This window comes from Streptomyces scabiei 87.22 (assembly GCF_000091305.1).
Classification (GTDB): Bacteria; Actinomycetota; Actinomycetes; order Streptomycetales; family Streptomycetaceae; genus Streptomyces; species Streptomyces scabiei.
The window spans coordinates 9006359-9033097 of record NC_013929.1; the positions used below are offsets into that span (position 1 = coordinate 9006359).

Genomic DNA, 26739 nt, shown 5'->3' on the forward strand with positions numbered 1-26739 from the left:
CCCCTGAGAGAAGGCCCGTATATCCATGACCGCCGCTACCACCCGCAGCGAGCACGACCTGCTCGGTGACCGTGACGTTCCCGTCGACGCGTACTGGGGTGTGCACACTCTGCGCGCCACGGAGAACTTTCCGATCACCGGTATGCCGATCTCCGCGTACCCGCATCTGATCGAGGCGCTGGCCGCGGTGAAGGAGGCCGCCGCCCTCGCGAACGAGGAACTCGGTCTGTTGGAGGCGGGGAAGGCCGCCGCGATCGTCGGGGCGTGCCGGGAGGTCCGTGGCGGCAGGCTGCATGACCAGTTCGTCGTGGACGTCATCCAGGGTGGCGCGGGCACGTCGACGAACATGAACGCCAACGAGGTTGTCGCCAACCGGGCGCTGGAGCTGCTGGGCCACGCCAAGGGGCAGTACGAGTTCCTGCACCCGAACGAGGACGTCAATCTCGGCCAGTCGACGAACGATGTCTACCCGACCGCTGTGAAGGTCGCGACCGTCTTCGCGGTGCGGGAGCTGCTCCGTGCGATGGCGGTGCTCCAGGATTCCTTCGCCCGTAAGGCGGTGGAGTTCCGTGATGTGCTGAAGATGGGCCGTACGCAGTTGCAGGACGCGGTGCCCATGACGCTGGGCCAGGAGTTCTCGTCGTACGCGGTGATGCTGGACGAGGACCGGTCCCGTCTGGCGGAGGCCGTGGAACTGGTCCATGAGATCAACCTGGGTGCCACGGCCATCGGCACGGGCCTCAACGCCCCGGCCGGGTATGCCGAGTCGGCGCGCCGGCATCTCGCGGACATCACGGGGCTGCCGCTGGTGACGGCGGCCAATCTGGTGGAGGCGACGCAGGACTGCGGTGCGTTCGTGCAGATGTCGGGGGTGCTCAAGCGCATCGCGGTGAAGCTGTCGAAGAGCTGCAATGATCTGCGGCTGTTGTCGTCGGGGCCGCGGGCGGGGCTGAACGAGATCAACCTGCCGCCGGTGCAGGCGGGTTCGTCGATCATGCCGGGCAAGGTGAACCCGGTGATTCCCGAGGTGGTCAACCAGGTCGCCTTCGAGGTGATCGGCAACGACGTCACCATCACGATGGCCGCCGAGGCCGGTCAGCTCCAGCTGAACGCCTTCGAGCCGATCATCCTGCACTCGCTGTCGGAGTCCCTCACCCATCTGCGGGCCGCCTGTCTGACGCTCGCCGAGCGGTGCGTGGACGGGATCACCGCGAACACCGAGGCGCTGCGCGCGAGCGTGGAGAACTCCATCGGTCTGGTGACCGCCCTCAACCCCTACATCGGCTACTCGGCGGCCACCGACATCGCCAAGGAAGCCCTCGCCACCGGCCGGGGCGTCGCCGAACTCGTCCAGGAGAAGGGCCTGCTGCCCGCCGAAACCCTCGCCGAGCTGCTCCGCCCGGAGATCGTCGCCGGCAGGGGACAGGTACGCGCCTGACGACGGCCGACTCCGACCACCGACCGACTGGGAACGCGTATGAGACTCCAGGGCGTCAACGCCGTTATCACCGGAGCGTCGAGCGGCATCGGGCAGGCGATCGCCTCCCACTTCCGCCGCGAGGGTGCCCGGCTCCTGCTCACCGGACGGCGACCCGAGCCGCCGGAGAGCCACCCGGACGACCTCTACCTGGCGGGAGACCTCGACGACGAGCGGTTCGTCGCCGATCTCGCCGCTCGCGCGGCGCGTGCCGGATCGTCGCGAGTATCTGCTCGAGCATGCCGGCGACGACTGGCTCAACCTTGAACGAGCCATGTCCGTCGCCCTGCAGGAGGTCGTGGACCGCTTGCTGAGCACCCGCCGTGACACGTCCGGAGCCGCGCCCTGAGACGCAGACCCCGGGTTCGGGCGGCGTACGGTCTGGCTAAGGTCATGAGGTGAGCAGCATCAACCCCACACCACGCGACCACAACACGGCACGTGTCCTCGACGTGGTTCTCTCCCACGCGCCGTCGACCCGGAACAAGCTCATCGAGGACACGGGGTTGAGCAAGGCGACAGTGTCACGGGCCGTCGAAGACCTGCGCTCGCACGGGTTCGTCGTGGACGGGGGAGTCGACGCCGTCGTCGGGGCGTGGCCGTCCGTCGACGTACCTCGACGTGCCCGAGACCGCCGGACACGTCGTGGGCGTCAGCTTCGGCGCCGTGACCACCGGCGTGCTGGTGACCAACCTGCGCGGTCGCGAGATCGGACATGTGGTCGTTCCGACGGTCGAGCACGACGACGTCCCCGCCGGTGGCCGGTGGCTGGCCGACCTGATCGCACGGACCAGGGCCTCGGCACGAGGTCCCCGACGCCAGATCGTCGTGGCACTGCCCGCCCATGTCCGCGACGGCGTCGAGGTCTTCCGGCCTGCCGATCCGATGAAGATCTTCTCCGGCAGAGATTTCCACCGCATCCTCGAAGAACTCCTCGACACTCCAGTGACCTTCGACAGTGACGCGAACGCATCCCTGCTCCAGGTGCTCACGGACGACGTGAGCATCCGCAACGCCGCCCTGTTCAGCCTCAGCAGTACCGTGAACTTCGCGACGTGCAGGGACCGGGAACCGGCTCGGGGACGTACTCCCGCGTTCGGCGACATCGGTTCCCTCTCCTCGGGTGTCGACGACCGCGCCCTCAACGGGACGCTGAGCACCGCGGGACTCGCGAAGCTCGCTCGTGAACACGGACTGGACACCGAGCGCGTCGAGGACCTGTGGCTCACGTCCCAGGACCATCGAGGCCGTGCGGAGACACTCAAGGCATTCACTACGGCGGTCACGACCGCCGTGAGTGTCGTCGCCGTGACACTCGATCCCGAATCCATCTACTTCGTCGGCCGGTTGAGCCCTCTGGTGGAGGAGGTGCTCCCCGAAGTGCGCAAGCGACTCGGACACAACTTGCCGGCCGTGCCCCGGATCACGGCCGTCTCCCAGGTTCTGGGACTCTCGGTGGCATGCGGCGCGGTGCACGCCGCCCTGGCCATGGCCCACAACCGCCTGCGGGACGCATTGCTCAAGGCACGCGCTCAGGGCCCGCAGCAGGAACAGACTGCGCCGGCGTTCTGATGGAGCCGATCTACGCTCCCCACTGCGCCGAGGCGGCCGGAGTGGGCGGCTAGCTGGTCTTGAACCGGTCCGGACGCACGAAGTCCAGGCCTTCGACGGTCTGCTTGCCGAGCGCCTCGTGTGCGGCGATGTGGCCGTAGCCGGTCGCCATCTTGAAGCCTTTTCCGGAGAAACCGGTGGCGCAGTAGATGCTGCTGTTCTCGTCCAGCCAGCCGACGAGGGGATGCCTGTCCTCGGTGAAGAGGTCGGGGAAGGCGTCGGCGCGCACGATGGTGGGGGTGAGGCCGGGGAAGAATTCGGTGACGGTCTCGGTGACCTTCTCGACTTCTTCCGGGGTGAGTTCCCTGAGCACGGAGCCCGGGTCGGGGGTCGCCCTCGCCCGCCCCTTCATCGGTGCGTCCACGGATGCCTTGACCGTCACACCGTCGACAGCGGGTGCGCCGTACAGGGAGCGATCGTCGTACTGCCGGCTGAAGACGGGGAAGTTCTCCGGCGAGAACTGTGTGCCGTCCTGGGCGATGAACCAGGTCAGGACGAGTCGATGGGTTTCCGTGACTGCCTTCAGGTGGTCGGGCATGAGCCGGCGGGACCAGCCGCCCGAGGCGACGACGACCTTCTCGAACGTCCAGGTTCTGTCGCCGGAGGTGACGACGACGCCGTGGTCGGTTTCGGTGATGCTGTCCACAGGTGTGTTCTGCAGGACGGTGGCGCCGTTGGCCCGGGCCGCCGCGACGGCGGCGCTGACGGCGCGGTCGGCGCGCAGAACGCCGGCGCGGGGGTCGTAGACGGCGCAGTCGCCGGGGCGGAGGTTGTGCTGGGGGTAGCGTTCCGCTATCTCCTCCCGGTTGAGTACGCGGTGCTCGGCTCCCGTGATGCGCGCTGTCTCAAGGAGGCTGTTGATGAAGCTGCTGTTCGCCGTCCCGATGGTCAGGCCCCCGGTAGGCATGAAGATTTCCTGCCCCGTTTCCGCTTCGAGCTCGGCCCACAGGCTTTGGGAGCGTTCCAAGACGGGGTAGTAATCGGGTTTCCCGAAGTAGATCATGCGGAACAGACGGGTGTCCCCGCCCACGGCGCTGCGGCCGTGGGCAGGGGTGGCGGCCTCGAAGCCCACGACCGAGTCGGTCAGCCGGGAAGCCTGCCACAGCGCCATGCTTCCGATGCTGCCCAGGCCGACGACGGCGAGTTGTGCGTCCATGAGTGGCGTTTCCTTTCGTTACTCGTGCAGTCCGGCAAGGCGGCTGCCGAATCTGGCCAGGAGTGAGGTCGTGGTGGAGCCCCGGCGCTCTTCCCACTGGTCGGCGATACCGAAGAGCCGGTACATGGCGTGAACGCCCAGCCAGCGAACGGGTTCCGGTTCCCACTTCCGTGCCCGGTAGCCGACCCAGGGGAGGGTGGTCCGTTCGGTTTCCCTCTCGAGGGCGAGCTCCGCGAGGGTCCTGCCGCCGACATAGGCTGCCGTGACACCGTGTCCCGCGTAGCCGGAGGACGATCCGACCCCGGCGGCCGGGTCCCAGAGCACGCCGCCGTTCCAGTCCCGCGTGACGCCCAGGACTCCCGACCAGGCGTGATCCACCTCGAAGGGGATCCCCGGGAAGAAGGAACCGAGCTTGTGCGAGATCAGGTCGATGGTGGACCGGGCGGTCGCACCGGCTCCTCCCGTACCGGAACCGAAGCGGTAGGGGACACCGCGGCCCCCCATGGCGATACGGCCGTCCGTTGTCCGCTGGGCGTAGATGAACGTGTGCGCGGAGTCGTTGAGGCACTGGGGACCGTCCCAGCCGATCTCCTGCCATGCCTCCTTCGGGAGGGGCTTGGTCACGATCATCGAGGAGTTGACCGGGATCAGGGTCCGGCTGCCCAGCAGCTGTCCCGAATAGCCTTCGGTGCAGATGAACGTCTTCGCCGCGGTGACCCGTCCGTCGGCCAGAGCGAGGGTCTTGCCCCCGACACGGTCCACGCGGCTGCCCTCGTAGATCCTGACCCCCATGGAGGTCAGGGTGTCGGCTAGGCCGTAGACGAGTTTCGCCGGGTGGATCCGTGCGCAGTGCTTGTAGAAGAGCCCGCCGTGGACGGTGGCGATGTTGATCCTGGACCGGAACTCGTCCCGGCCGAGCAGGTGGACCTCGTCGTCGGTCAGCCCGTACTTCAGGTCGGCATCACGCCGGGTGACGAGTCGGCCCAGCCCTGCCCGAGTGTGGGCCGCGACGAGCGCTCCGCCCTTGTGCTGATCGGCGTCGATGCCCTCGGCCCGGAGGATGTCCAGGACCGCGTCGACGCCGGCGACGAATTCTTGCTGCAGTGCCCGGCTCGCCTCCAGCCCGCCCCCGGCTCGGGCGAAGCCGGCACGGTTCCCCGGTGGCATCGCCGAGAGCCAGCCGCCGTTGCGCCCTGACGCGCCGTAGCCGACCTGTTCGGCCTCGAAGACGGCGACCGAGAGCGACGGTTCGAGCTTCTTGGCGAAGTACGCCGCCCAGAGACCGGTGTAGCCGCCGCCGACAATGGCCACGTCGACGGTGTCCTGGCCGGTGAACCGGGGGAACGAGGGCTTCTTGGCGGCCAGTTGCTGCACCCAGAAGCCGAGCTCTCCGTTTCGAGGTGGTGCCGCGAGGACGTTCATGGTGTGTCCTTCATCTGTCTCTGGGAACCGCGGGGGCTGCTGGAAGGCGGAGTAGCCGCTGCCGACCGAGTCCGTTGCCCCGGCGATGGACGAGGGCGCCGACGGCGCGAGGAAGGGGACGGCGTCGGCGACCTCTCGGAGATCTCTCGGAAGTGGCGAGACGCTGGAGCGGAATCTGCCCTCGACGCTCATGGCGGATGACCTCTGGGGCGGATCTGCGGTGCCGAGTACCTGTTGAAGCCGCCACCGCCGAACTGCTCATGATCGGCTCGCCGCTATACCGCGGTGCAGACCATCTGGATCTCGACCGGACTGTTGAGCGGCAGCCCGGCGACACCGATCGCGGTGCGGGCGTGGCGTCCGTTCTCACCCAGCACCTCGATGAGCAGTTCACTGGCCGCGTCGGCGACCAGAGACTGCTCACCGAAGTCCGGCTTACTGGCGACGAAGACCAGCATCTGCACGATCCGGACCCGGTCCAGATCCCCCACCGCCAGCACAGCCGCAGCGAGACAGTTGAGCACGGCATGACGGGCGAACGACCGCGCCGACTCCACCTACGTCAGGGGCGCGGCAGCCCGAAGAGGACCGGGAGGTCGGCGATGTCGGTGATCCGCTCGTAGCCGAGCCAGTGCTCGTCGTGCTCCCAGCCGCGGTCCATGTACACCTTGTCCTTGATGCCCATGATGGCCGCGGACCGGTGGTCGTACATGGGGCTCGCGGAGACGTGGACGATCTCGTCGGGTGTCGCGCCGAGCTTGTCAAACATGTACTCGAACGCGCTGAGTCGCGGCTTGTAGACGCCCATCTCCTCGGCGCTGATGACGACCTCGAACGGGGCCTTGAGGTTCTCCGCGAGGCGCACGGCGTGCGCGGTGTCGCTGTTGGTGATGATGACCAGCGGGACCGCCTCGGCCAGGCGGTTCAGCGCCTCGGTGACTCCGGGGTACGGGCCCCAGGTGGGAATGCGCTCGTACACCGCCTGCGCCTCGTCCTCGCGGAACTCCAGACCGACCTTGTGCAGGGCGCGCTCCATGGACCGCGCGACGACCTGGTGGAACGGCTGGTAGGCCCCCGTGCACTCGTCGATGCGGTACGCCTTGCAGACCCGCAGGTACTCATCGGCGACCTCGGCCGGCAGCCGGTCGCCCAGGACCTCACGCATCGTGTCGTTGATGCTGAACTTGATCAGTGTGCCGTTCATGTCGAACGTCACGAACTTGGGCTTGACGTCGAATCCCACCGGTCCTCCTAGTGCTTCAGCGGAGCAGTCATGTTTAGTCGATTGTCGACTACTTAGTCGATTGTCGACCAAATGAAACTCGCCTGTCAATAGCGTCAGAGGCCAGAGGAGCCTTCGGGCAGGTCCGGCGCTGATCCACTTCCGGATGAATCGAGTGACGCGCCGGGCCGGGCGCTTCAGCTGTCGGCCGAGGTCACCTTCGAGTGGGCCGGCAGCCAGTGCCGGATCGATGGGCACATGAGGCCGGCGCTCGCCGGGGTTGCCGGCCGAGGAGTCGGCCCCCGGGTGCGAAGGCGTTCACCCGGCAGGCGCCGCATCACCCGCGACGCCTGGCCTTGGCAGGGGTGCGCGAGTCGGATAAGGCATCGCTGTGAACGCGGTGAGCTCCTTGCCGGACAGCCGACTTGAGGTGGAATGCAGAACCAGCAAAGGTATAGTCGACAAACGACCAAATGGTCGACAAGCGTCGACGGAGGGCAACGGGGTGGACCACAAGTTCGAGTGGCAGGAGCAGCGGACGACGACGCCGGACGGCGTCTACCGCACACTGCGTGCTGCCATCCTCAACGGAACCGTGCGTCCCGGTGGTCAGCTGCGCGAAGCGCACATCGCCTCGGACCTCGGGATCAGCCGGTCCCCGCTGCGTGAGGCGCTGACCAAGCTGGAGGAGGAAGGGCTCGTCGTCAAGTACCCCTACCGTGGGGCCTTCGTCGTGGAGGTGAGCGCTCGTGAAGTGGCCGAGATCGACTCGGTCCGGCTTCACGTCGAACCCTACGCCGCCGAGCTCTCGGCCGAAGCGCTGCGCGGTCCTGAGCGGCCGCAGTTGTTGCAGACCGTCGAGGATCTCCGCCGGGCAATGGAGGAGGACGACATCCCGGCCAGCATCGACGCGCACCTTCGCTTCCACAGGCTCTTCTACGAGCTCTCGGGGCACGGAGTGCTGCAGAGCCTCTGGACCGGCTGGGAGACCCGGCTGCGCCTCCACCTCAGCGTCGATCACCGCACCTACAGCAAAGACCCGCAGAAGCTGGTCGTCGAGCATGAGAGGTTGGCCGCCGTCGCCCTGGAAGGCGACACGGAAGCGTTCCGCCGTGAGCTGGCCGCCCATTTCCCCATGGGCCTGGGGGCCCGGAAGTCGAATCCGGGCGAACACGCGCCCCGGCATGCATGAGTGCGTGCCGCCTGTGTGCGGCGTTCAAGCCCGCTCGCCACTGCCCCTCGGCTGAGCGCCCTCGGCAGGCGTGGCTCTCCGGCTCCGTGCCGAGCGGGGCTGCGTGAGTGCCTCGTTGACCCTCAATGCTCCTGGTGGGCGGGGCCAGGGTGTGGGGACGCGGGCCACGCCCTGTGCCTGAGCAGCGCGGTTTGTCCGTATGGACTGGCCGCCTACCCGGCCTCTGCTGCAATCGGAGTTGGACATGAGGCGCTACGACTGCCTCCAGGAGGCGCGCAGCGACACCATCGGCATCGATGTGTGCTCGCGCTGCGGCTCGGCCACTGCGAGAACCATGCCCACGTACGTCACGTAAAGGTCACCCGTCAGGTCGGCATGGGCGCCGCGTCCGGCCGTGTCCCGGCACGCAGGGTGGTATGCCACACCTGTGACCTGGCCGAGACGGCGCACTGACCGCGTCCGCAGCACGGTCACCGCGGGTGCGGACAGCCCAGGCATGCGTTACGGCCTGCCCGGACTCCGCCCCTCATCGCTGTCGCGGCGTCCGGGCCTCAGCCCTGACCGCGCTTCGGTACGCCTGTGAAGGTGCGACCACGGACGACAGGCATCCGCCGGGGTCGAGCTTGTTTCTGACCGGTGGCAGGTCCCTCAGAGTGACTTCACGGCATCTCACGCCACTGCGCGTCCGGCCTGAACCGCCGCATCGCACCCACGAACTGATCCCGCAGCCGCTCGGCGTAGAGGCCGTGCTTGCCCATCGGCAGGCGAGGCGCGAGCAACATGCTGTTCGTGCGGGTAGTTGCCTTCGCTCGCGATCGTCCTGGTGCTGAACCGCCACAAGGGTGGCGGCGTTCTTCGCGTGGTGCACGGGGCCTGTGCCGCCACGCGGCACTGTCGCCGAGCCGGCCGCCCAGGTTTTGCGGCCTGCCTTTGCGGGTCTGGCCCGCAAACCGGGCGGCAGGCCGAGCCGCCCTCGGGGGCCGGCTCGCGGCGCCCACCGGCGCTCCCATCGGCGGCGAGCCCAGACGCACGCGGTGTTCCGGGGTCGTGTTCGACGCTGAAGCTTGTGTTGACAGTACTCAACTGTCGACCATATGGTCGACAAACGACAATGTGGTGGGGAGGTTTAAGCCCTTATGTAGCGCTTTGTCGCCCCCTGTTGCTCGAGAGGAAAGCCGAGTGCAGATGATCAAGCCTTATACGAAGCGGGTCCTCCTGGCCGATTGCGCGGGAGTGTGCCCCGACCCGACCGCAGAGGTGACTCGATGAGTCAGACCATGACCCCGCCGACCAACGCCGCCTCGGCTTCCGACCGGCTTCAAGCCTTGGGTCTGGCCCTTCCCGAACTCCGTGACAATCCGTATTACGTGCACCACCGGACCGTGGGCTCCAGCATCTACATCTCGGGCCAACTGCCCTACAAGGACGGTTGGCTGCTGGGGCAGGGCGTTCTCGGCCGGGAGGTGGAGGTGGAGTTGGCGCGGTCGTTCGCCCGTCATGCCGTGCTCAACTGTCTCGCTGCGGCTGTGCTGGCGGTGGGGGATCTGGACCGGGTGCGGATCGTGCAGATGCTGGTCTTCGTCGCCAGTACGCCGGACTTCGGTGAGCAGTCTCTGGTCGCCGACGCGGCCAGTGAACTGCTCATCGAGGTGCTGGGTGAGAACGGACGCCACGCCCGTACCGCGATCGGTGTCGCCGGGCTGCCGCTCAACAGTCCGGTCGAGATCCAGATGGTCTGCACCGCGGTATAGCGGCGAGCCGACGGCGGCGGTGCACGCGAACGCGCGATATCGCGGACCGCTTTCGGCATCCAGAGGGAGTCAGCGCCCGCGCCCCTCGATCATTCCAGGCAGAATCACAAGGAGGGGCAGCATGAACCGGCTGCAACGAGCACTCGACGCTCTGGTCGAGCGGATCGACACCCCCGCGCCGATCGTGCTGGTCGACGTCATGCAGGGCAACATCGACCGCATCCAGAGCTTCGCCGACCAGCGCAACCTCAAGGTCAGGCCCCACATCAAGACGCACAAGTGCGTGGAGATCGGGCGACGGCAGATCGCGGCGGGCGCGGTCGGTGTCACCGCGGGAAACGTCGGTGAGGCCGAGGTCTTCGCCGCGGCCGGGTTCGACGACATCTTCCTTGCCTACCCGATCTGGGCCGCAGGAACGAAGGGGCCCCGGATCCGCCGGCTCACCGAGTCCGCCCGCCTACGGGTCGGCGTCGACAACGTCGCTGCCATCGAGGCTCTCGCCGACGCGATGGGGGAAGAACCGGACCGACTGCAGGTCGTGATCGAGGTCGACTGCGGCGCCCGTCGTTCCGGGGCGCCGCCCGAGGCCGCGGGCGATCTCGCGCTCGCCGCCCGCAAACGCGGCCTGATGCCGGTGGGCGTCTTCACCTATCCCGGTCACGGCGGCGCGGATCGGGACGCTCGCCGACGCGCCGCGCAGGACCAGGAAGCCGCGCTCACCGCCGCGGTACGCAGCCTCGAAGGTGTCGGTGTCACCGCAGAGGTGGTCAGCGCCGGCTCCACTCCCACTTTCGAGTTCTCCACCAGCGGCGTGATCACCGAGATCCGTCCCGGTGAGTACATCTTCGGCGATCTGAACAACGCCCGGCTGGGCTCCTGCACGGAGGACCAGATCGCGCTGTTCGTCGCCGGCACCGTGGTCAGCGACTGGGTCCCCGGCCAGGTCATCGTCGATGTGGGCAACAAGGCTCTCAGCAAAGAAGGCAGCCCCGAGATCGGCTACGGAGGCATCGCCGGCACGAAGGCGGTCCTGTCCAAGGTCAACGAGTACCACGGGTTCCTTCCGCTCACGGACGGCGAGTTCCGCCCCAGAGTCGGCAGCGTCGTCCCGGTGGTGCCGAACCATGTCTGCCCGGTCGTCCTCGGCTTCGAGGAACTGATCGTCACCGACAGCACGGGCACGTCGCTGCAGCGCTGGCCGGTCGACGCCCGCGGATTCCTCAACTGACCCATGCCGGGGACGGGACCTCTCGAATCCGAGCCCGCAACCCGACCGACCTCACCCGCAAAGGAGTGCCTGACATGAGACTCGACAAGGTCACGGCCTTGGTGACCGGTGCCAGCAGTGGCATCGGGGAAGCCGTGAGTTCCCACTTCCGCCGCGAGGGCGCACGACTGCTGCTCACCGGCCGCAGGGAGCGACTCGACAGCGCTGAGCCCGACGACCTGTACGTTCCCGGAAACCTCAACGACGAGGCGTTCGTCGAGCGCCTGGCCGAGCAGGCCGCGGAGTCCTTCGGCTCCGTCGACGTCGTCGTCCTCAACCACGGCCTGCAGGCCGTCAGTCCGCTCACCGAGATGGCCTGCGACGACGCGAGGAACGTGCTGGAGAGCAACCTGCTCAGCGCGTTCCTGGTGATGAAGCACTTCGCACCTCTGATGCCCGATACCGGCGGCTCGTTCGTGTGTGTCAGTTCACGGCTGGGCATGGTGGGCATGGCCGGGCAGGCCCTGTATTCCGCCGCCAAGGGTGGCCTCATCATGCTCGCCAAGGGCGCTGCCATCGAATGGGCTTCGCGCAACATCCGTGTCAACGTCGTCGCTCCGGGTCTGACCGTCACTCCGGTCATCGAAGCGGCGTTCGAGCGCAGGCCCGACCCCGAGGCCTACCGTCGTGAGCGCGAGAGCACGATCCCCCTCCAACGCCTCGCCACCCCCGAAGAGGTTGCCGACGCGGTGCTCTTCTTCGCATCGTCGGAGTCGTCGTACGTGACCGGATCGGTCCTGACCGTCGACGGCGGGTACACCGCTTTCTGAACATTCCTGCTGAGTACCACCACCAGCGATGGGCCGAACGACCTGCTCTTCCGTCGCGCCGACTTGCCTCGGGCGACCGCTGATCGCAGCATGGCCGATCGACCACGAGTCGAGCACACGCCTCTGTCGCCGCACTCGAACCGCGTCACCATTTCGAGCCTCTTGACTACCTCGAAAGCCGCCGCCATTCTCTGTGTCATATAACAGCATGCTATGCCACATTGTGGCACGTGGTGGATGGGGATCCCGAGGGTGCGCCCCTTCCACGTCGCCCCCAAGCGTCCTCACGCTCGGGCCCAGCTTGCGGCTCGGCGATACGAAAGGACAGTCCTGTGTCAGCCGCGAGGAATCGCGTCGCTGTGGTCGGCGTCGGAACGATGGGCAGCCAGGCCGCCTGGCGGCTGGCGGCACGGGGCGCCGAAGTCGTGGCCTACGACCGCTTCGCCCCGGGTCACGACCGCAGTGCCGCAGGCGGTGAGACCCGGGTCTTCCGCAGCGTGCAGACCCACGACGGCCGCTATGTGCCGCTCGTCCGGCACGCCGACGCCCTCTGGGAGCAGTTGCAGGCGGAGACCGGGCGGGAACTGCGCCGCCTGACCGGAGCCCTGGTCATGGGGCCGCCCGACGACCCCGAGATGCGCACCGTCATGGACGGCATCGCCGAGCACGGCCTCGACCACGAGATGATCGACACCGAGGCCATGGCGAAGCGGTTCCCGCAGTTCCGCGTCGACGACGGCGACCTGGTGGTGCTCGACTCCCACGCGGGGTTCGTCCGCCCGGAGCTGACGGTCCAGACCGCGGCCCGGCGTGCCGAGGAGCTGGGGGCCCGGGTCCGCCGCTACACCCCGGTGCGGGAAGTCGTTCCCGTCGCCGGGGGAGGAGTGGAGATCCGCACCGACACCGGCACCGAGCGCTTCGACGCCGCGGTCGTCACCCCGGGCCCCTGGGTGGGCGACCTGCTGCCCGACCTGCCGTGGGAAGTGAACGTCTACCGCGCGATCAGCGCCTGGTTCCTGCCCCACGAGGACCGTCCCGCAGACGCCGAGCGCCCCGCCTTCGTCCGCTGCGGCGACGTCCCCTTCTACGGCATCCCGTCCCCGGACGGCCTGACCGTCAAGCTGGGCCTGCCCCAGCAGCACCACAAACCCGTGGACGACCCCGACCGCCTGAACCGGACCGTTGCGCCCGAAGAGCTGGAGACCTTCACCACGGCGGTGCGCCGCCACCTGCCCGGCCTGAACCCCGACCCGGTGCGCCTGTCCGCCTTCATGGAGGGCTACACCGACAGCACCCTCCCTCTGGTCGGCCCCCTGCCGGGCTGCGACGACATCGTCCTGCTGGCCGGCTTCTCCGGCCAGGGCTTCAAGATCTCGCCCGCCATGGGCGACATCGCCGCGGACCTCGCCCTTCAGGGCCACACCTCCCAGCCGATCGACTTCATCACCACGAACGGCCGCACCGCGGCTTGAGCCCGAACGAGGAAAGCCATGACCCCGACCATCGGCACGCTGCGGGCCGAGCCCGGCCGGACCTGAGCGGCGGCCTGCCGAAGGTCCGCCGCCGCGGTCTCGCTCCGGCACCCGGTCGCGCCGGAGACCCCTGGCGCGGGGAGTTTGCGACCATGACCGATGCGCGAAGGAGACGGTCCGCCGTGGATAGCACCGACGAGAAGATCATCGCCGAGCTGACCCGCAACGCTCGCATCTCGCATGCGGAGTTGGCCGGCAAGGTGCTGCTCTCCCGCAACGCGGTGCGTCAGCGCGTCGAACGGCTGGAGCGCCGGGGCCACATCGCCGGCTACACCATCGTCCGCGCGGGCGGCGACACCGGCGATGTGGTCTCGGCGCTGGTCCTCGTCCACCGCCAGGACCGCATGCGCGGCGGCGACGTCCTGGCCGCGCTCAAGCGCATTCCGGAGGTGGTCATCTGCGAGATCCTCAGCGGCGACTTCGACATCATGGTGCGCCTGGAGGCTGCCTCGTTGGAACGTGTCCGGAGCATCTGGGAGGACATCGCCCGGATGCCCGGCGTACGGGACACGGTCACCGCGCTCACCCTGTCCAGCATCGTCAGCCGCCGGCGGGGAGAGCAGGGGCCGGCAGCGGCGGGGTGAGCCGCGCGGTGGCGTGTTCCGCGCGGCCGTGCCGCTCTTGGCCGCGGCGAGGAAGAGTCGGCCGTCCACCAGTGCCGTGGTAGTGGCCCGTCGGCGGGTATTGCATTGCTCCTTTCAGCGATCTGGCGCCGTGCGATCACGGTCTGGCAGGCGTGGAGCGCGGCGGCGAGCAGGTGGACGGCTGTGCCGTCGGTGCGGGACCCGCGCAATCTTGCCGTCGACGGCAAGGTCGACCAGCGGTCGTCGTGTTTGCCGATCGGGTCGGTGGCGTATCGGGCGAGCCAGGCGCCGACGGCGTCGTCGAGCGTGTCCCCGTACCGGCGGGCGAGGAGCCGTTCCGGTGTGGAGGCGCTCGGCGTGCTGGAGACCAGACCGATTCGTTCGCGCAGGTCGGGGTCGATATCGACGGCGAAGCGGGCGATGGCGGCCAGGGACGTGGCTCCGCCGAGGACAGCGACCGGGCACAGTGCGAGCAGGGAGCCCAAGCGGTAGCGGTGGCCCCGGACCGGCGAGGATCGTCGAACATCGGGTATCCGCCCCAGCACTTCGGCCAAGGCGGTGAACTGCCGTGGTTCCGGATCCGGGCAGGCGGAGTCGATGTCCTCGCAGTGGCGCAGCAGGACAGGCGATCAGCTCATCTTGTCGGCTGAGAACGCTTCAGCCTTGGTGCGTGGAGCGGTTGGCGTCCCGGGCGCCGGAGGTCGCGGCGTCGTGGGCGGCGAGTTCTTCTCGGGTTCCTACGAAGGCGGGTCCGCAATCGGGAGGGAGGCGGTCAACCACCATTGTGACGGCCTGTTGCGACGTCGCGGCCGGACCCACGGACTGGTCGCGCAGGGGGCCGGAGACCCAGTATTCGCCTTCGGCTGTGGGCTGGATGTAAGGAATGTCCCATGCCCATGGCCACTCTGTGCAACGGCTGAAATGCAGCTCGCCCATTCCCGTCCAGGGGAACAACTGGCGCAGGCGCGGCTCAGCGTAGGCCGCTTCCAGCAATTTGAGGTTCCCCCGTCATGCGGGAGCCGCTGATCAGCTGGTCAGCAGGGGTTGACGGGTGTTCAGATTCGTTGGTTCGGCCGTCGCCTGCTCGGCGTAGTACTTCTCCTCGAACTCGATCGGGCTGAGGAAGCCGAGCCGTTCCTGGATGCGGCGGGAGTTATAGAAGCCGTCGATGTACTCGAAGAGCGCGAGATTCGCCTCGGCCCTCGTGGTGAAGGTGCGGCCACGGAGGCCCTCGGTTTTGATGAGCATCCAGAGGTTCTCCGCGAGGGCGTTGTCGTACGAGTCCCCGACGGAGCCCATGGACGCCTCAACTCCCGCCCGCATCAGCCGGGTTGTGAGCTTGATGGACGTGTACTGACAGCCGTGGTCGGCGTGGTGGATGAGCTTGCCCGGCTCGACCTCGCGGGACGCGAGCGCGTACTCCAGCGTGGTCAGGACCAGGTCGGCGTCCGCGCGGGCGGAGGTCTCCCACGCGACCACCCGCCGGGAGAATGCGTCCCGGATCGCGGAGAGCCACAACGGTCCCTCGCCGGTGGAGACCATCGTGAGGTCGGTGACCCACAACCGGTTCGGCGCCGGTGCGGTGAAGTCCCGGTTGACCAGGTCCGGGGCGAGGCTGGCCTTGGGATCGCGGCGCGTGAAGCCCTTCCGCCGCGGGCTGATCCCCGCGATGTCGGCCTCGCGCATCAGGCGCTCGACCCGCTTGCGGCCCACGCGTGTGCCCTCGCGTCTGAGGACGGCGTGCACGCGCGGCGATCCGTAATTGCCGCCGGACTCCGCGTGGATCTCCTTGATCCGCTCGGCCAGTTCGACGTCGCGGCGTCGCCGTTCGCACGGTTCCTTCTCCGCGCGGCGCCAGCGGTAGTAGGTGGAGGAGGGGATGTGCAGTTCCCGCAGGACGCACTCGACTCCCAGGCGGGGATGCTCGTCAACGAGCGCCGTCACCTGGGCCGGGTCGGGTCGAGTTGCGCCGCGAAAAAAGCCGAGGCCGTCCGCAGGACGTCGTTGGCCCGCTTGAGCTGGGCGTTCTCCTTGCGCAGGGCCGCGAGCTCGGCGCGTTCGTCGGTGGTGAGACGGTCGTCGCGTTCGCCGGCGTCCGCCTCGGCCTGGCGGATCCAGCCGCGCAGGGCCTCGGGGTGCACGCCGAGGTCGACGGCCAGCTTCTTGATCTGCGGCTTCGGCTCGGTGGTGCGGTACATCCGTACCGCACGCTCACGCAACTCGAGCGAGTATTTCCGGGGTGCAGCCATGGTCACAGGTCCTCTCATGAGTCCCATCTGACCCGCTGTCAACTTCCTCCGCATCTCGGGGGAACCTCAATTCCGGACGGACCCGCCCGTCAGCGCGAACGTTCTGCCACCCTGCTTCGACGCGGGTGTGGCTCGGAGGGGTTGTGTCCATGGCGACACATCATCCCAGTCGTTGGTCGCACCGGTCCGACAAGAGTGGCAAGCCAAGCCGCACGACTTGCCGCCGCACGACCGCGGTCCCGCCACCGTCCACAAGCCATCCGTCGAGCCCGCCCAGGGCAAGACCCACAACTTGCCGCACGTCGCCCCCCCCGTCGAGGCCCGTGAGCAGGCGGCCGGCGCCTGACTCCGAGCGCCCGCTCGTCAACCGGAGCGCGAACCCGGCACGGTTGCGCGAACGCTGTTTGGCCTGCACGTTCGAGCTCGTCACGACGCGGCGTCGTAACGCGCGCGTGCGGTCCGCACATCCGCCTCGTGGTGATCGCCCATGGTCCGAGCGGGATCAGAGCACCTTCGGGGATCGACCGAGGCCGGTCAGGGCGTACTCGGCCCGTGGAGCCCTGTCGGCATGCAGAGTTCGGCCGACTGAGGCTCTGGACCGGCCGGTCGAGCTCGTCGAAGACGTAGCTGCGCTCTGCGTGAAGCAACTGCAGCACCGGGCCACACTCCCCGCCCGCCCTGATCAACGGCGTGTTGTGGAAGCTGTCCACCGGGGCGCCTGGCGTGACCTGCCGAACGCCACGGGCCGTGGTCGAGGCCACGGCCGAGCCGCACGTGGTGGTGTTCGTCATCGACACCCACAAGGACGTGCAGGGCGTCCCGCCCGAGCCCACTTCGTTCCCGGCCGCCAACGTCTGCGCCTGCTGATCACCCTCCATCCGACCCGCCAGGCCGCCGCACCCCGAAACCAATCGTTCCGAAGTCGTACATGTCCTCGGTGCAGGAAGGTGCCGTATGCCGCTCCTCTTCGTCGGCCATGCCCCCGAGCGGGCCGTGAAGTCCTTGCCGTCCGGGTGAGGGTGAGGGCTGCCTGGCCGAAAGGGCACCCGGCCCACCCCACCCCACACCACGACGTCCACCCACCCCGCAAGACGGGTACTGCCATGTCCCGGAACAGGCAGCCGACCTTTCCGCGATCTCGCCGCACGGGGTGAGGATCAAGCTAACGGAAGCGTTCCCGGAGCACTTCCCGGGCGGCCCGTGCGCCGGAGGCCAGGGCTCCCTGGACCGAGCCCGTGGCCCGGTGGTCGCCGCACACGTGACGTCGCGGCCCCACCCGGGTGGTCCGGCTCAGCGGCAGCGGTGGCGCCATGACCGGCAGCGCGTCGACGATCGTGCGGACGGTGAGCAGGTCCCACCCTGCGGTGTCCGTCCCGTACGCCTCGGCCAGCGCGGCGCGCACCGTCCCTTCCCGCCCGTCGGTGTCCCCGCCGAGCACGGAGGTCGCCACGAGGGCGTAGCCGTCCGGGGCGTGTGCCGGCACCACCTCGCTCAGGACACATGTGTTCAAGAACCGGCGGCCTTCGTCGACGAGGAGAGTCGGCTCAGCCAGCGGCGACCGCGGTGCCACGTGGTAGTACGTTGTCACCACCCGGTAGTCGGGCACCTTCAGGCCGGGGAGCAGCCGTTCCGCGGGACCGGGGCCGGTGGCGACCACGACCGCCCGCGCCGGCAGTTCCCGTCCGGTGTCCGTCACGGCGCCGTCGTCCGTGAGGGCACTCACGGCGGTCTCCAGGCGGACCGTGCCTGCGGGCAGCGCGGCGGCGAGCGCCGCGGGGACGGCGCCGATTCCGGCGCCCGGCAGACACAGGGTGCCGCGGAGCATGCTGCGCCAGACAAGGTGGAAGAAGCGGCTGGAGGTCTCCAGCTCGTCCTCCAGGAAGACCCCGGACAGAAACGGCCGGAAGAACCGTTCGACGAACTCCGCGGAGAATCCGGCGTCGGCCAGGGCGGTGCGGGTGGTCCGGTCCCGTGCCGCTTTCACCCGGCTGACCGGGCCGACCAGGTCGCGGGCCGTGAGCAGGCCGAGCGCCGCGAGGTCACGGGGACCCGCGAGCCGTCCCGGCAGCAGCGTCGACCAGGCGTGCGGACGCCGGGTGGGGTCCTGGAAGCGCAGGGTGCCCTGCCCGGCGGTGTGCACCAGGACGCCGGCCGTGAACGGCCGCAGCCGCAGTTCGCGCAGCACCAGCCTGGAGCGCACCTGCGGATAGGAGGTGTTGAACACCTGGAAACCCCGGTCCACGATGAAGCCGTCGACCCGGTCGGAGCGCATCCGGCCGCCCACGGCGTCGGACGCCTCCACGACCTGGACGTCCAACCCGGCCGCCAGGAGGTCACGCGCGCAGGCCAGTCCGCCGACACCTGCGCCGATGACCAGGACGTCGGGAATGTTCGGGGACGTGGGCACGGAAGCCTCCTTCGCGAGTCCGGCGGCGCCGGGGCGGCAGCCACGTACGGACACCGAGCTTCTTCCCTCCGCACGCCTCTCCCGGATGCGCCGATCACCCGCACGGCCCCGCGAAAGCACATGCCGGCTTGGGGCTCTGCGCGATCAAGACGCCGCTGAGGAGAGGTGTCCCCAGTCCTGCGGATCGCGGTCGCAGGAGTCTTGACCGGCGTGTCTTGGTCAGGGAGCGGACCGCAGCGGCGCTGCCTGCCACGTCATCCCCGGCGGCTGGAGTAAAGGCGAGGGCTCGGGGCCGGGGTCATCGGTGTCGACGACTCCGGCGGCCGTAGGGTCGAAACCGGCGGGCCAGCGGGTGTGCTCACTGGCCAGGGCGCCGGTCAGGCGTGCCTCGACAAGGTTGGCGGTGCTCAAGTCGGTGCCGCGCAAGTCGGCCATGCGGAGGTCGGCGCGGTGGAAGACCGCGCCGTGGGCGTCGGCCTTGCGCAGGTTCGCCTCGCGCAGGTCGGTCTCGGTGAAGTCGGCGTCACGCAAGTCGGTTCCGACCAGCTTCGCAGCCCGAAGGTCGGCCAGAACGCAGCGAGCCCGGCGGAGAATCGCAGTCGTGAGGTCGGCGTGCCGCAGGTTGACGGAGACCAGGGATGCCTGGGTCAGATTGGCGTGGTACAGGCCCGCCGCCTCCAGGCAAGCGCGGTCGAAGTTGACCTCGGGGAACCACAGTCCGTCGCAGTCGGCCCGGCGCAGGTCGGTGATGCTGAGATTGACCCAGGACTGCTCCCGGTGCCGGCACAGCACGCCGAGCGCGGTCAGTGCCACCTGGGCGTCGGCGGCGCGGGTCTCCAGGGGTGCGATGTCGTTGATGGGCACGTCCGCCGCCGGCGATTCCGGCCCGGCGGGTGGCCAGGGCAGGTGTGTACGCAGATACGCGGCCTGGATGGAGATGATGGCCTCCCGGTCGCGGGCGGACTGCTCCGCTATCCGCCACAGCGCGTGCAACCCGCCGATGCGCACATCCAGCTTGTCGCTGCCGAGCTGGTCGACGGCCCGGCTGAACCGGTCGGTGACGTAGCCCTCCTGGGTGGCACGCAAACCGTCCTGACTCACCCGCAGTTGCCGCCAGGTGGCGTACGCGCCGAAGAGCACGACCAGGCCGCCGACGACCTGCAGAAGCGCCGTGCGGACATCGTTCACCGCCTTCAGCCGATCCTGCGCGGCGACGCTCGCCCCGGCGAGGTCGTGGTCGACCACCACCCCCGGCAGTACGACGAACACCGTGCCCAGAATGACCAGCCCCGCCGCCGCGGCCAGCACACCTGCGGCTGTACGACGCCTGACCAGCCCGTCGTGCCGTGCCCGCCGCCCGCGGTCCGGTTCCCCCATGTCCATGGGCATGAGAGCCTAGGCGCCGCCCAGAAGGCGATCAAGAGTGCTGACCCACTGACCCGTGACATGAGAACGGCCGTACGGGTCGGGCGAGTTGTGCGGCCTACCTGGGCCCGTGCGGTCGGTTCCCGTCCTGCCCCGTCCGGCGTCTCGCGCGCCCACTTCGGCGAGTTGCCCGACTGCTGGCGGCCCGCGGCTCCGCCACGCGGACCGGCCGGGGGTGCGGCTGCGGACGCTGGAGGACCTGTTCGCCTACGTCGACTCGGAGGGCGTTGACCTGCGCATCGACGGCACCGAAGTACAGGTCCGCCGCTCATGCGCCCAGCGCCCCGGCCGCAAGGCCTACGCCCCGCCCCCTCGCGATCGCAGCCCCGGTCTCTGACCGCCCCACACGGCAGGCGACCCGTCGCAAGTGGAGCACGGAGTTGGTGCTCGCCCGGCCGCACGCCTGCTGATCACCTACCATCCGACCCGCCAGGCCGGCACGCCCCGAACTCAACCGCTCCCAAGGTTGTTGCGCATCCGGCGCTGCGGACCGGGCCGCCCGCGTCGCCGGCCGGACCGGGTACGCGGCGACATGGCCTACTCCAGCCGCGACAACCGCGCCTACCTGCGACGGCGCGGTATCAAAGCCACCATTGCCCATCCCGACGACCAGCGGCTTCACCGCAAGCGCCGGGGACGAACCGGTGGCCGTCCCCGGCCCTCGACAAGGTTCGGATGATGACCGAAGGTCTTCTCCCAGGTCGAGGTGGCGTCCTGCTTCTCGGAGTGAGCGGGCACCAGCACCTCGTCGAGGTCCACGGTCACCTGGCCGTCGGCGGCTGGACTGCTTGCCTTCGCCAACTCCCGGCCCTGTTCGCGTACTTCGTAACGTGCGCCGCGGATCACCGCACGAGCATGCGGACCGTGCGCGGCGAGCGCGTCGACGAGGGGGGAGACGGTCGGGTCGGAGGCCACCGGGTCGAACACAGCCGGCTCGGCCCGAGGGCACCGCGCGCCCTGCCTCCGGTCGCCGGGGGATCAATTCCGGCCGGTCGGCGGGGTGGTCGTGGCCGGTCGGCGGGGGTGGCGCCGAAGCCTGGCGGGTGGGCCGCCGCCCAGCGGCGCCGAATGATCTTCTGTGTGACGCAGATACAGCCGCCGCAGGAGGCACCGGCCCCGCAGGAGCACTCGCCTCCGCGGGCCCGAACCTCGTCCGAGTCCGCCCGGCAGGTCCCCGGCGGCCCCTCGATGGGACGCCTCGTCGGGGTGGACCTGGCCCGCGCGCTGGCGGTGTTCGGCATGTACATCGTGCACATCGGCCCGAAACTGTCGGCCACCCACGGCGTCGGCACCTGGGTGCGCTTCCTGGCCGAGGGGCACTCCTCGGTCCTGTTCGCCACGCTCGCCGGGTTCTCGCTGATGCTGATCGCCGGCCGCCGTGAGCCCAAGACCGGCCTGGCCGGTCGGCAGGCGAAAGCCCGGATCGCGATCCGCGCCGTGATCCTTCTGGCGCTGGGCACCGCGCTGGCGATGGAGTACGGGGAAGTGATCATTCTCGGCTTCTACGGCGTCTACTTCCTCATCGCGCTGCCCCTGGTGCGACTGAGCGCGAGGACGCTGGCGATCACCGCGGCCGGGCTCGCCCTCGCCACACCGCAGCTGGCGTTCGCCCTGGCCTCGCTGTTGAACGAGTCGGTACGGGGGAGCATCAACGCCCACGATCCGCTCGAGCGGCTCAGCGGCGTGGGAGTGCTCGATCTGCTGCTCACCGGCTTCTACCCGACGATCACGTGGATGTCGTTCGTGGTCGCCGGCATGGCGCTGGCCCGCCTCGACCTGTCCGTTCCCGCTGTCCAGCGGCGCCTGGCCGCGCTCGGCGCCGCCCTCCTCGTAGGCGCGTACGGCCTGTCCCTGCTCCTTGCGGGCAAGGACGCGTTGAAGAGCATGGCGGAGGGCGGGTCGTCGTCCAGCGGCTCTGCGGCGTCGGCCGTGGGCAGCGGGTCCGGAGGGATGCCGGAGCTGCCGATGTCGGAACTGTTGTCCGCCGGGCCGCACAGCGGCACCACGTTCGACATCATCGGCAGCGTCGGGATCGCGATCCTCGTGATCGTGGGAACGACGGTGCTCATCGACCGGCTGCCGCTCCTGCGCCGCCTGGCGAAGCCGGTCATCGCCGTCGGCACCATGTCCCTGACGGCCTACGTGGGCCACTTCGTCGCCCAGTCCCTGCTGTCCTCTGCCCCCGGCACCGCCGCCCCGGGCTCCTGGACACCCGTACTCACGTACATCGTGGGCGCGATCGTGTTCGCCGCGCTCTGGTCCCGCTTCTTCCGCCGTGGCCCGCTGGAATATCTCCTCAACGTCGCCACCAAGCCCGCCAAGTACATCCGATGAGGTCAGCGATCACACCGAGAAGATCGCCACCGAGTGTGAATAGTGTTCCCGAGAGGAAGAATCCTTTGTCCGCACGCTCGACCGCACGCTCGAACGTGCGCCGATCACGCATCGCCCGCCTCGGAGTCCTGACGGTCGGGGCCGCGCTCGTGTCTTCCTTCCTGGCGGGCTGCGAGAGCGCACACTCGAATTCGGCAGCTCATGGAAAAGCGCGTCCGGCTGACGAAAAGCCGCTTCCGACGACCAAACAGCAGGCGGCTGGAATGGTTCCCGGAGCTGCGCTGGTGGAACCGCCCGACCTCAACACCGCAACCCCCGGGGATGTGACGGTTCAGCTCACGGCGGCCAAGAAGGAGGTGATGATCTCGGGCAAGAAAGTGCTCGCGGAGACCTACAACGGAAGCCTCGTCGGGCCGACCATCCATGCTGTCCCCGGCCAGCGTGTCACCTTGAAACTGAAGAACAAGCTGGACACGGCAACCAATTTGCACTACCACGGAATGCACCTGTCCCCGAAGGGAAGCGCGGACAACATCATGCTGTCCGCGAAGCCTGGCCAGACTCTGACCTACCATCTCGACATTCCCGCGAACCAGGCGCCCGGGACTTACTGGTACCACGACCATGAAATGTGTACCGGGGACGGCGAGTCGATGCCGGGAATGGAGACGTCCCCTGGGGACGGCGATTCGATGCCAGAGATGGAGATGTCCGCTGCTCCAGCGGAGGCTCGCTGCAATGTAACCGAGACCCAGATCGGGGCGGGGCTGTCGGGAACGATCATTGTCGGGGACAGCCGCGCCTCATTGTCGCCGGCCTACCGCGGGATCACCGCTCATACTCTGGCGCTCAAGGACGCCCAGATCAGCGGATCCAGCTCGATCGTCTACCCGGACGGGGTCCTGGAGCCGGCATCACCGACGGTCCGCCTGGTCAACGGCCAGTACCGGCCCACACTGAACGTGAAAGCCGGCGAGACCCAGTTGTGGCGCATCGCCAATGAGGGTTACGCCATCCTCTACGACCTCCAACTCGACGGCGGCAGCTTCACCGTCATCAACCAGGACGGGAATCCCTCCGCGGCGCCGACCCGGGCGACCCACCTTCGGGTTCCGCCCGGCAGGCGCTTCGACGTCCTGGTGACAGCCGGAGCCCCCGGATCAACCTGGCTCAGAACCCTCGCCCACGAGACCGGGCCGGAGGGTGACGGCGACTCCTACCCCGACACCACCCTCATGAAGGTCAGTGTCCGAAAGGGCGGCGGGAGCGCGGGGTCGGCTGCCACCGGGGGACCGGCGGGCATGGTCACCTCGCCCGAGATCGCCGGACCGCTTCCCGGATCCGAACCCGATCTGTCCGGAGAACCCATCGCCCAATCCCGCCGCGTGGCCCTGAGTGACGACGGCGGCAACAACTTCTGGATCAACGGCAAGCTGTTCGACATGAAGAAGCCGACTTTCAAGAAGCCGGCCACACTCGGAACAGTCGAAGAATGGACGCTCACCAACACGAGTCACCACGATCATCCGTTCCATCTCCATATCGCACCGTTCCAGGTCCTCAGTGTGAACGGCCGCGCCCAGCCTCCCGCCGACTACATGGACACCGTGAGCGTTCCCCACGCAGTCGATGGAAAAGCCGGCAAAGTAGTGATCCGGATTCGCTTTACGGACTTCACCGGGATGTGGATGTTTCACTGCCACATCACCGGACACGAGGACAACGGAATGATGGGCTATGTGAACGTCGTTGCCGCCGACCGCACGGGATGAGCCAGAGCGTTTGATCCAGCCTCGATCCTTCGTGACGGCCCGTCGGTTCTTCGACGGGCCGTTTCGGTGGTCCGTCAGGGTGGTGCTGCTCGCGGGGACGGGAACGTGCTGTAGCAGGGGTTCGGGAGGGCTGCGAGCGGTGCCGGGTTGTCTGTGATCCGTTGGCCCAGGGCCAGTGGCGTGCGACCGTCAGGTGCGGGCGGGGGTCGGTCGTGACGTTCTGAGCGGCGGCGGAGAAAAAGCGGAGACGGAGGAGGCGGCTGGGCTCCACCTGCGCATTTCTCCGGTCAAAGTGAGCATGGGCATCCGGGCCAGTCGATCGAGGGCGGTCTCCAGCCAGATCTGGTTCTGTGCGGCGTCGTGCAAGCGCAGGTTGCGCAGGCCGGTGGTGTGGGTGGTGAATGCAGGTCAGGCCGCTCGCGATCTGGCCGGAGGCGCGCTGACGGGCACCGAGGTCTTCGGTGAGCCCGAGCAGAGCACGCTGGTGGGCGGCTGGGTCGAGTTCCTCGCGGTCAAGAGCGGTGCTCTCTGCTGATGCTCGCCGGAGTCGGGGGCGACCCGGCCCGGGCTCCGAGTAGGCGTGACAGCGTGGTCTGGGGGACATCGGCGACGTCGCGATCAGTGCGCGGACTGCTGTCGGCTCCCGACCCGGCCGTCCGTGTCCTACCCGTCCGGTACGTGCGGGCACATACCAATGACGGCAATGACCATTCTCAGCGTGACCACCTATCAGGTGACAGCTCCGGCGCCTCTGGCGTCATGCACTTGCCGGGGAGGCAGTCAGTTGAAAGCGTCGGTCATGCAGTCCACTCGGCAGTCGGCAGCCTCATAGCGCTGGCGGAGGGCGGCAGCCGCTTCTTCGCGCTCCACGAAGGGGTACCCGTAGTGCCGGCGCGCCACCCTGGTCACGTCTCCAACCGTCACGATGGCCGGTTCGCCGTGCGCGGCCCGTTGACGCGCTCCGGCGATTGCCATGTCGGCAGAGCGCAGCAGGTTTCTGGAACGATCCCGCATCACGGCTGCCTGGGCGCGTTTCGCCGAGAGGGGACGCAGAACACGTCCTCTCCAGACGTAGCCGGCGGCGACAAGGATGAGACCGAGCGCTACGAACAGGAGTCCGCCTGGGGCGTGAGGGCGCATCAATCCAGTCTTCACCATTCGCGTGGTGATCGTCATGTTCGCGTCGGGGCCGATTGTCGGAGCGACTTGGTGTCAGTGAGCCCTTGCGCAACGCACGAGGCGCACGTGCCGTTGAGGGAGGTGTTCGAAGTCGCAACCCAAGCACGGTCGTCGACCTGCTCGCCGAACATGCATCGGGTCTGCTGAAGACGCTGCGCCAGCGCGATCCCGACTTCGTCCTGCTGGACGGCACCCTCGCCGAGTGCGACCCGGGCGGCGACGGCCCGGCCCACTACTCCCACAAATACCGGCGCCACGGCGTGAACGTGCAGGTCGTCACCGACCCCAGCGGCCGGCTGCTGTGGCTCTCGCCCGCCTTGCCGGGCCACACCCACCCTCCCGTGGTTCCACCAGCGGGTCGACATAGTGGGCGACGGAGCCGTGGACCGTGCTCCTCCCCGTTGCCGGCGATGGGGCGAGGGTCAGTCGACCGAGTAGCACCGGATCACGATGTGGTCGTCTTCCTCCCGGGCGAGGCCCACGAAGACGGTGCGTGCGAGCCAGAGGTGCCGTGGGGCGTCCGTGCGGAAGACGGGGGCGGTGCGGAAGTAGGTGCCGGACTCGGCGAGGCGGAGGGTCCCGTCGTAGAGGTCGGGGCTGTCGGCGTGTTCGTGGTAGTAGCCGCGGTTGACGATGTCGATCACGGCGCCGTCGTCGGCCTGCAGGAGATAGCGGGCCTCCAACTCGCAGACGGCGCCACGGGTGTTGGACCAGTCACCTCCGCCGGGCAGGACGGTGCCGGTGAGGCGAGGGCCGTGGACGGTTCCGCCGGTGACGGGGGTGAACTCCGTCAGCTCGCCCTCGCCGTGGCCGATGTGCAGGCTCGGGGCGACCGCCGCGCGGATCTCGAAGGCGTAGGTCAGGGAGGGGGACACGGTCATCACGGGGCTCCGTTCTCTGTGGTGAGCCGGATCTTCCAGCCTCGGCAGCCCGAGGGCTGACGCAGGTCTGGCAGTGGTCCGATGTGGTCAGGATATGGCCCCACACTTCTCAGGCCATGGGGCCGACCTCTTCGTAGGCAGCCCCACAGCGCGGAGTTGGTCGCTCTCCTGACCCGCAGTCCCGCCGCGAGGCCGGGCGGCTCAGCCGTTCCGGATGGTCTTCCCGATTCAGGCATGGGCGACGGTGCAGCGTGGAGGAGTCGCACCTTCCGTAGCGGCATGTGGTCCGGTGGAACTACGTCCCGATGCCTTGCTGAAAGATCCCTGTTCATGCGTTCGCCCTTCATACCACCCGTCAGGTCGGCGTCGGCGTCGGCGCCGGTGTCGGTGAAGCGCAGTGGGGGCACGGGCGCGCGCCGCTTCTTGCGCACGATCAGCCGCAGGGCGCTCAGGCACCTCCTGGCCGTCGTACGGCGTCAACGCGCAAGGCCAGTGCTGGCAGGGCAGG

The 26739-nt window shown here is 68.7% G+C and carries 26 protein-coding genes and 4 pseudogenes; 15 read left to right on the plus strand and 15 right to left on the minus strand.

From position 1 onward, the window contains the following. Positions 1-25: 25 nt before the first annotated feature. The 4 genes and pseudogenes from aspA (at position 26) to SCAB_RS38845 (ending at position 3049) form a co-directional block, all read left to right on the plus strand. The gene (gene aspA, locus SCAB_RS38840) at positions 26-1438 is read left to right on the plus strand and encodes an aspartate ammonia-lyase (protein ID WP_013005519.1); all 1413 of its coding nucleotides are present in this window, start codon (positions 26-28) and stop codon (positions 1436-1438) included. Between the two features lie 39 nt (positions 1439-1477). Next, a complete protein-coding gene (locus tag SCAB_RS45670; protein ID WP_013005520.1) occupies positions 1478-1744 on the plus strand; it encodes an SDR family NAD(P)-dependent oxidoreductase in 267 nt (88 codons plus the stop codon). A 185-nt stretch (positions 1745-1929) separates the two neighbouring features. Then, a pseudogene (locus SCAB_RS49320) lies at positions 1930-1983 on the plus strand (hypothetical protein); the annotation flags it as partial. A 115-nt stretch (positions 1984-2098) separates the two neighbouring features. Then, on the plus strand, positions 2099-3049 hold the full coding sequence (locus tag SCAB_RS38845; protein ID WP_013005521.1) for an ROK family protein: 951 nt from the start codon (positions 2099-2101) through the stop codon (positions 3047-3049). Between the two features lie 49 nt (positions 3050-3098). On the opposite strand, the gene solA (SCAB_RS38850) is transcribed toward SCAB_RS38845, so the two are convergent. The 4 genes from solA (SCAB_RS38850) to SCAB_RS38865 all read right to left on the minus strand — a co-directional run bounded on the left by solA (SCAB_RS38850) (position 3099) and on the right by SCAB_RS38865 (position 6909). Continuing rightward, the gene (solA, locus tag SCAB_RS38850) at positions 3099-4244 is read right to left on the minus strand and encodes an N-methyl-L-tryptophan oxidase (protein ID WP_013005522.1); all 1146 of its coding nucleotides are present in this window, start codon (positions 4242-4244) and stop codon (positions 3099-3101) included. A gap of 18 nt (positions 4245-4262) precedes the next feature. Further along, on the minus strand, positions 4263-5666 hold the full coding sequence (locus SCAB_RS38855) for an NAD(P)/FAD-dependent oxidoreductase (RefSeq protein ID WP_037726596.1): 1404 nt from the start codon (positions 5664-5666) through the stop codon (positions 4263-4265). Between the two features lie 275 nt (positions 5667-5941). Continuing rightward, a complete protein-coding gene (locus SCAB_RS38860) occupies positions 5942-6223 on the minus strand; it encodes a RidA family protein (RefSeq protein WP_231885180.1) in 282 nt (93 codons plus the stop codon). Positions 6224-6228: 5 nt separating this feature from the next. After that, positions 6229-6909 (minus strand): haloacid dehalogenase type II, encoded by a 681-nt coding sequence (locus tag SCAB_RS38865; protein WP_013005525.1) that lies wholly within the window; start codon positions 6907-6909, stop codon positions 6229-6231. Between the two features lie 484 nt (positions 6910-7393). Here SCAB_RS38865 and SCAB_RS38870 point away from each other — a divergent pair, with 484 nt between their 5' ends. Beyond that, on the plus strand, positions 7394-8080 hold the full coding sequence (locus SCAB_RS38870) for a GntR family transcriptional regulator (RefSeq protein WP_013005526.1): 687 nt from the start codon (positions 7394-7396) through the stop codon (positions 8078-8080). A gap of 659 nt (positions 8081-8739) precedes the next feature. Here SCAB_RS38870 and SCAB_RS49125 read toward each other — a convergent pair. Then, positions 8740-8862, minus strand: coding sequence for a hypothetical protein (locus SCAB_RS49125; protein WP_013005528.1), 123 nt, complete (start codon positions 8860-8862; stop codon positions 8740-8742). 483 nt (positions 8863-9345) lie between these two features. Here SCAB_RS49125 and SCAB_RS38875 point away from each other — a divergent pair, with 483 nt between their 5' ends. From SCAB_RS38875 to SCAB_RS38895, 5 genes are all read left to right on the plus strand, one after another. Then, positions 9346-9831: a RidA family protein gene (locus SCAB_RS38875; protein ID WP_049875809.1), complete on the plus strand. Its 486-nt coding sequence runs from the start codon at positions 9346-9348 to the stop codon at positions 9829-9831. 121 nt (positions 9832-9952) lie between these two features. Next, positions 9953-11059: an alanine racemase gene (locus SCAB_RS38880; RefSeq protein ID WP_013005530.1), complete on the plus strand. Its 1107-nt coding sequence runs from the start codon at positions 9953-9955 to the stop codon at positions 11057-11059. A 74-nt stretch (positions 11060-11133) separates the two neighbouring features. Continuing rightward, on the plus strand, positions 11134-11868 hold the full coding sequence (locus SCAB_RS38885; RefSeq protein ID WP_013005531.1) for an SDR family NAD(P)-dependent oxidoreductase: 735 nt from the start codon (positions 11134-11136) through the stop codon (positions 11866-11868). Positions 11869-12227: 359 nt separating this feature from the next. Further along, complete coding sequence (gene solA, locus SCAB_RS38890) at positions 12228-13340, plus strand: N-methyl-L-tryptophan oxidase (RefSeq protein WP_013005532.1); 1113 nt, start codon at positions 12228-12230, stop codon at positions 13338-13340. A gap of 182 nt (positions 13341-13522) precedes the next feature. Beyond that, positions 13523-13984 (plus strand): Lrp/AsnC family transcriptional regulator, encoded by a 462-nt coding sequence (locus SCAB_RS38895; RefSeq protein WP_197696214.1) that lies wholly within the window; start codon positions 13523-13525, stop codon positions 13982-13984. Between the two features lie 290 nt (positions 13985-14274). Here SCAB_RS38895 and SCAB_RS49485 read toward each other — a convergent pair. The 6 genes and pseudogenes from SCAB_RS49485 to SCAB_RS38920 all read right to left on the minus strand — a co-directional run. Next, positions 14275-14529: pseudogene (locus tag SCAB_RS49485) on the minus strand (transposase family protein); the annotation flags it as partial. Positions 14530-14641: 112 nt separating this feature from the next. Continuing rightward, a complete protein-coding gene (locus SCAB_RS48825; RefSeq protein ID WP_078580262.1) occupies positions 14642-14977 on the minus strand; it encodes a DUF6193 family natural product biosynthesis protein in 336 nt (111 codons plus the stop codon). A 33-nt stretch (positions 14978-15010) separates the two neighbouring features. Next, complete coding sequence (locus SCAB_RS38905) at positions 15011-15928, minus strand: IS3 family transposase (protein WP_012998059.1); 918 nt, start codon at positions 15926-15928, stop codon at positions 15011-15013. Beyond that, complete coding sequence (locus SCAB_RS38910) at positions 15925-16233, minus strand: transposase (protein ID WP_041668893.1); 309 nt, start codon at positions 16231-16233, stop codon at positions 15925-15927. The genes SCAB_RS38905 and SCAB_RS38910 overlap by 4 nt, the downstream gene beginning before the upstream one ends. A 1162-nt stretch (positions 16234-17395) precedes the next feature. After that, a complete protein-coding gene (locus SCAB_RS38915) occupies positions 17396-18640 on the minus strand; it encodes an NAD(P)/FAD-dependent oxidoreductase (RefSeq protein ID WP_041671215.1) in 1245 nt (414 codons plus the stop codon). A gap of 219 nt (positions 18641-18859) precedes the next feature. Next, on the minus strand, positions 18860-20023 hold the full coding sequence (locus SCAB_RS38920) for a pentapeptide repeat-containing protein (RefSeq protein ID WP_013005538.1): 1164 nt from the start codon (positions 20021-20023) through the stop codon (positions 18860-18862). Between the two features lie 217 nt (positions 20024-20240). On the opposite strand from SCAB_RS38920, the gene SCAB_RS46100 reads away from it, so the two are divergent. Beyond that, positions 20241-20402 carry a hypothetical protein gene (locus SCAB_RS46100; RefSeq protein ID WP_193789223.1) on the plus strand — a complete coding sequence of 54 codons (162 nt, stop codon included), beginning with the start codon at positions 20241-20243 and terminating at the stop codon, positions 20400-20402. 281 nt (positions 20403-20683) lie between these two features. Here the strand turns inward: SCAB_RS46100 and SCAB_RS47150 are convergent, their stop codons facing one another. After that, positions 20684-20992 (minus strand): transposase, encoded by a 309-nt coding sequence (locus SCAB_RS47150; RefSeq protein ID WP_049875810.1) that lies wholly within the window; start codon positions 20990-20992, stop codon positions 20684-20686. A gap of 153 nt (positions 20993-21145) precedes the next feature. Between SCAB_RS47150 and SCAB_RS38930 the strand changes: the two genes are divergently transcribed. Further along, a complete protein-coding gene (locus SCAB_RS38930; protein ID WP_013005539.1) occupies positions 21146-22399 on the plus strand; it encodes a DUF418 domain-containing protein in 1254 nt (417 codons plus the stop codon). A 65-nt stretch (positions 22400-22464) separates the two neighbouring features. Beyond that, the gene (locus SCAB_RS38935) at positions 22465-24171 is read left to right on the plus strand and encodes a multicopper oxidase family protein (protein ID WP_197696215.1); all 1707 of its coding nucleotides are present in this window, start codon (positions 22465-22467) and stop codon (positions 24169-24171) included. A 74-nt stretch (positions 24172-24245) separates the two neighbouring features. On the opposite strand, the pseudogene SCAB_RS49570 reads toward SCAB_RS38935, so the two are convergent. Next, positions 24246-24558: pseudogene (locus SCAB_RS49570) on the minus strand (hypothetical protein); the annotation flags it as partial. Positions 24559-24568: 10 nt separating this feature from the next. Between SCAB_RS49570 and SCAB_RS47480 the strand changes: the two are divergent. Further along, on the plus strand, positions 24569-24706 hold the full coding sequence (locus SCAB_RS47480; protein ID WP_158512275.1) for a hypothetical protein: 138 nt from the start codon (positions 24569-24571) through the stop codon (positions 24704-24706). A 245-nt stretch (positions 24707-24951) separates the two neighbouring features. On the opposite strand, the gene SCAB_RS38945 is transcribed toward SCAB_RS47480, so the two are convergent. Next, positions 24952-25347: a hypothetical protein gene (locus tag SCAB_RS38945; RefSeq protein ID WP_049875811.1), complete on the minus strand. Its 396-nt coding sequence runs from the start codon at positions 25345-25347 to the stop codon at positions 24952-24954. 104 nt (positions 25348-25451) lie between these two features. On the opposite strand from SCAB_RS38945, the pseudogene SCAB_RS49490 reads away from it, so the two are divergent. Beyond that, positions 25452-25685: pseudogene (locus SCAB_RS49490) on the plus strand (IS5/IS1182 family transposase); the annotation flags it as partial. An 87-nt stretch (positions 25686-25772) separates the two neighbouring features. On the opposite strand, the gene SCAB_RS38955 reads toward SCAB_RS49490, so the two are convergent. After that, entirely contained in the window at positions 25773-26231 is a 459-nt protein-coding gene (locus SCAB_RS38955; RefSeq protein WP_041670127.1) for a DUF3237 domain-containing protein, read from the minus strand. Between the last annotated feature and the right edge of the window lie 508 nt (positions 26232-26739).

Excerpts from the sequence above, each read along its gene's own strand:
- aspA (WP_013005519.1), top strand. The coding sequence starts at position 26 with ATGACCGCCGCTACCACCCGCAGCGAGCACGACCTGCTCGGTGACCGT.
- SCAB_RS45670 (WP_013005520.1), top strand. The coding sequence starts at position 1,478 with ATGAGACTCCAGGGCGTCAACGCCGTTATCACCGGAGCGTCGAGCGGC.
- solA (WP_013005522.1), bottom strand. The coding sequence starts at position 4,244 with ATGGACGCACAACTCGCCGTCGTCGGCCTGGGCAGCATCGGAAGCATG.
- SCAB_RS38855 (WP_037726596.1), bottom strand. The coding sequence starts at position 5,666 with ATGAACGTCCTCGCGGCACCACCTCGAAACGGAGAGCTCGGCTTCTGG.
- SCAB_RS49125 (WP_013005528.1), bottom strand. The coding sequence starts at position 8,862 with ATGTTGCTCGCGCCTCGCCTGCCGATGGGCAAGCACGGCCTCTACGCC.
- SCAB_RS38875 (WP_049875809.1), top strand. The coding sequence starts at position 9,346 with ATGAGTCAGACCATGACCCCGCCGACCAACGCCGCCTCGGCTTCCGAC.
- SCAB_RS38880 (WP_013005530.1), top strand. The coding sequence starts at position 9,953 with ATGAACCGGCTGCAACGAGCACTCGACGCTCTGGTCGAGCGGATCGAC.
- SCAB_RS38885 (WP_013005531.1), top strand. The coding sequence starts at position 11,134 with ATGAGACTCGACAAGGTCACGGCCTTGGTGACCGGTGCCAGCAGTGGC.
- SCAB_RS38910 (WP_041668893.1), bottom strand. The coding sequence starts at position 16,233 with ATGGCTGCACCCCGGAAATACTCGCTCGAGTTGCGTGAGCGTGCGGTA.
- SCAB_RS38920 (WP_013005538.1), bottom strand. The coding sequence starts at position 20,023 with ATGGACATGGGGGAACCGGACCGCGGGCGGCGGGCACGGCACGACGGG.
- SCAB_RS38945 (WP_049875811.1), bottom strand. The coding sequence starts at position 25,347 with ATGACGATCACCACGCGAATGGTGAAGACTGGATTGATGCGCCCTCAC.
- SCAB_RS38955 (WP_041670127.1), bottom strand. The coding sequence starts at position 26,231 with ATGACCGTGTCCCCCTCCCTGACCTACGCCTTCGAGATCCGCGCGGCG.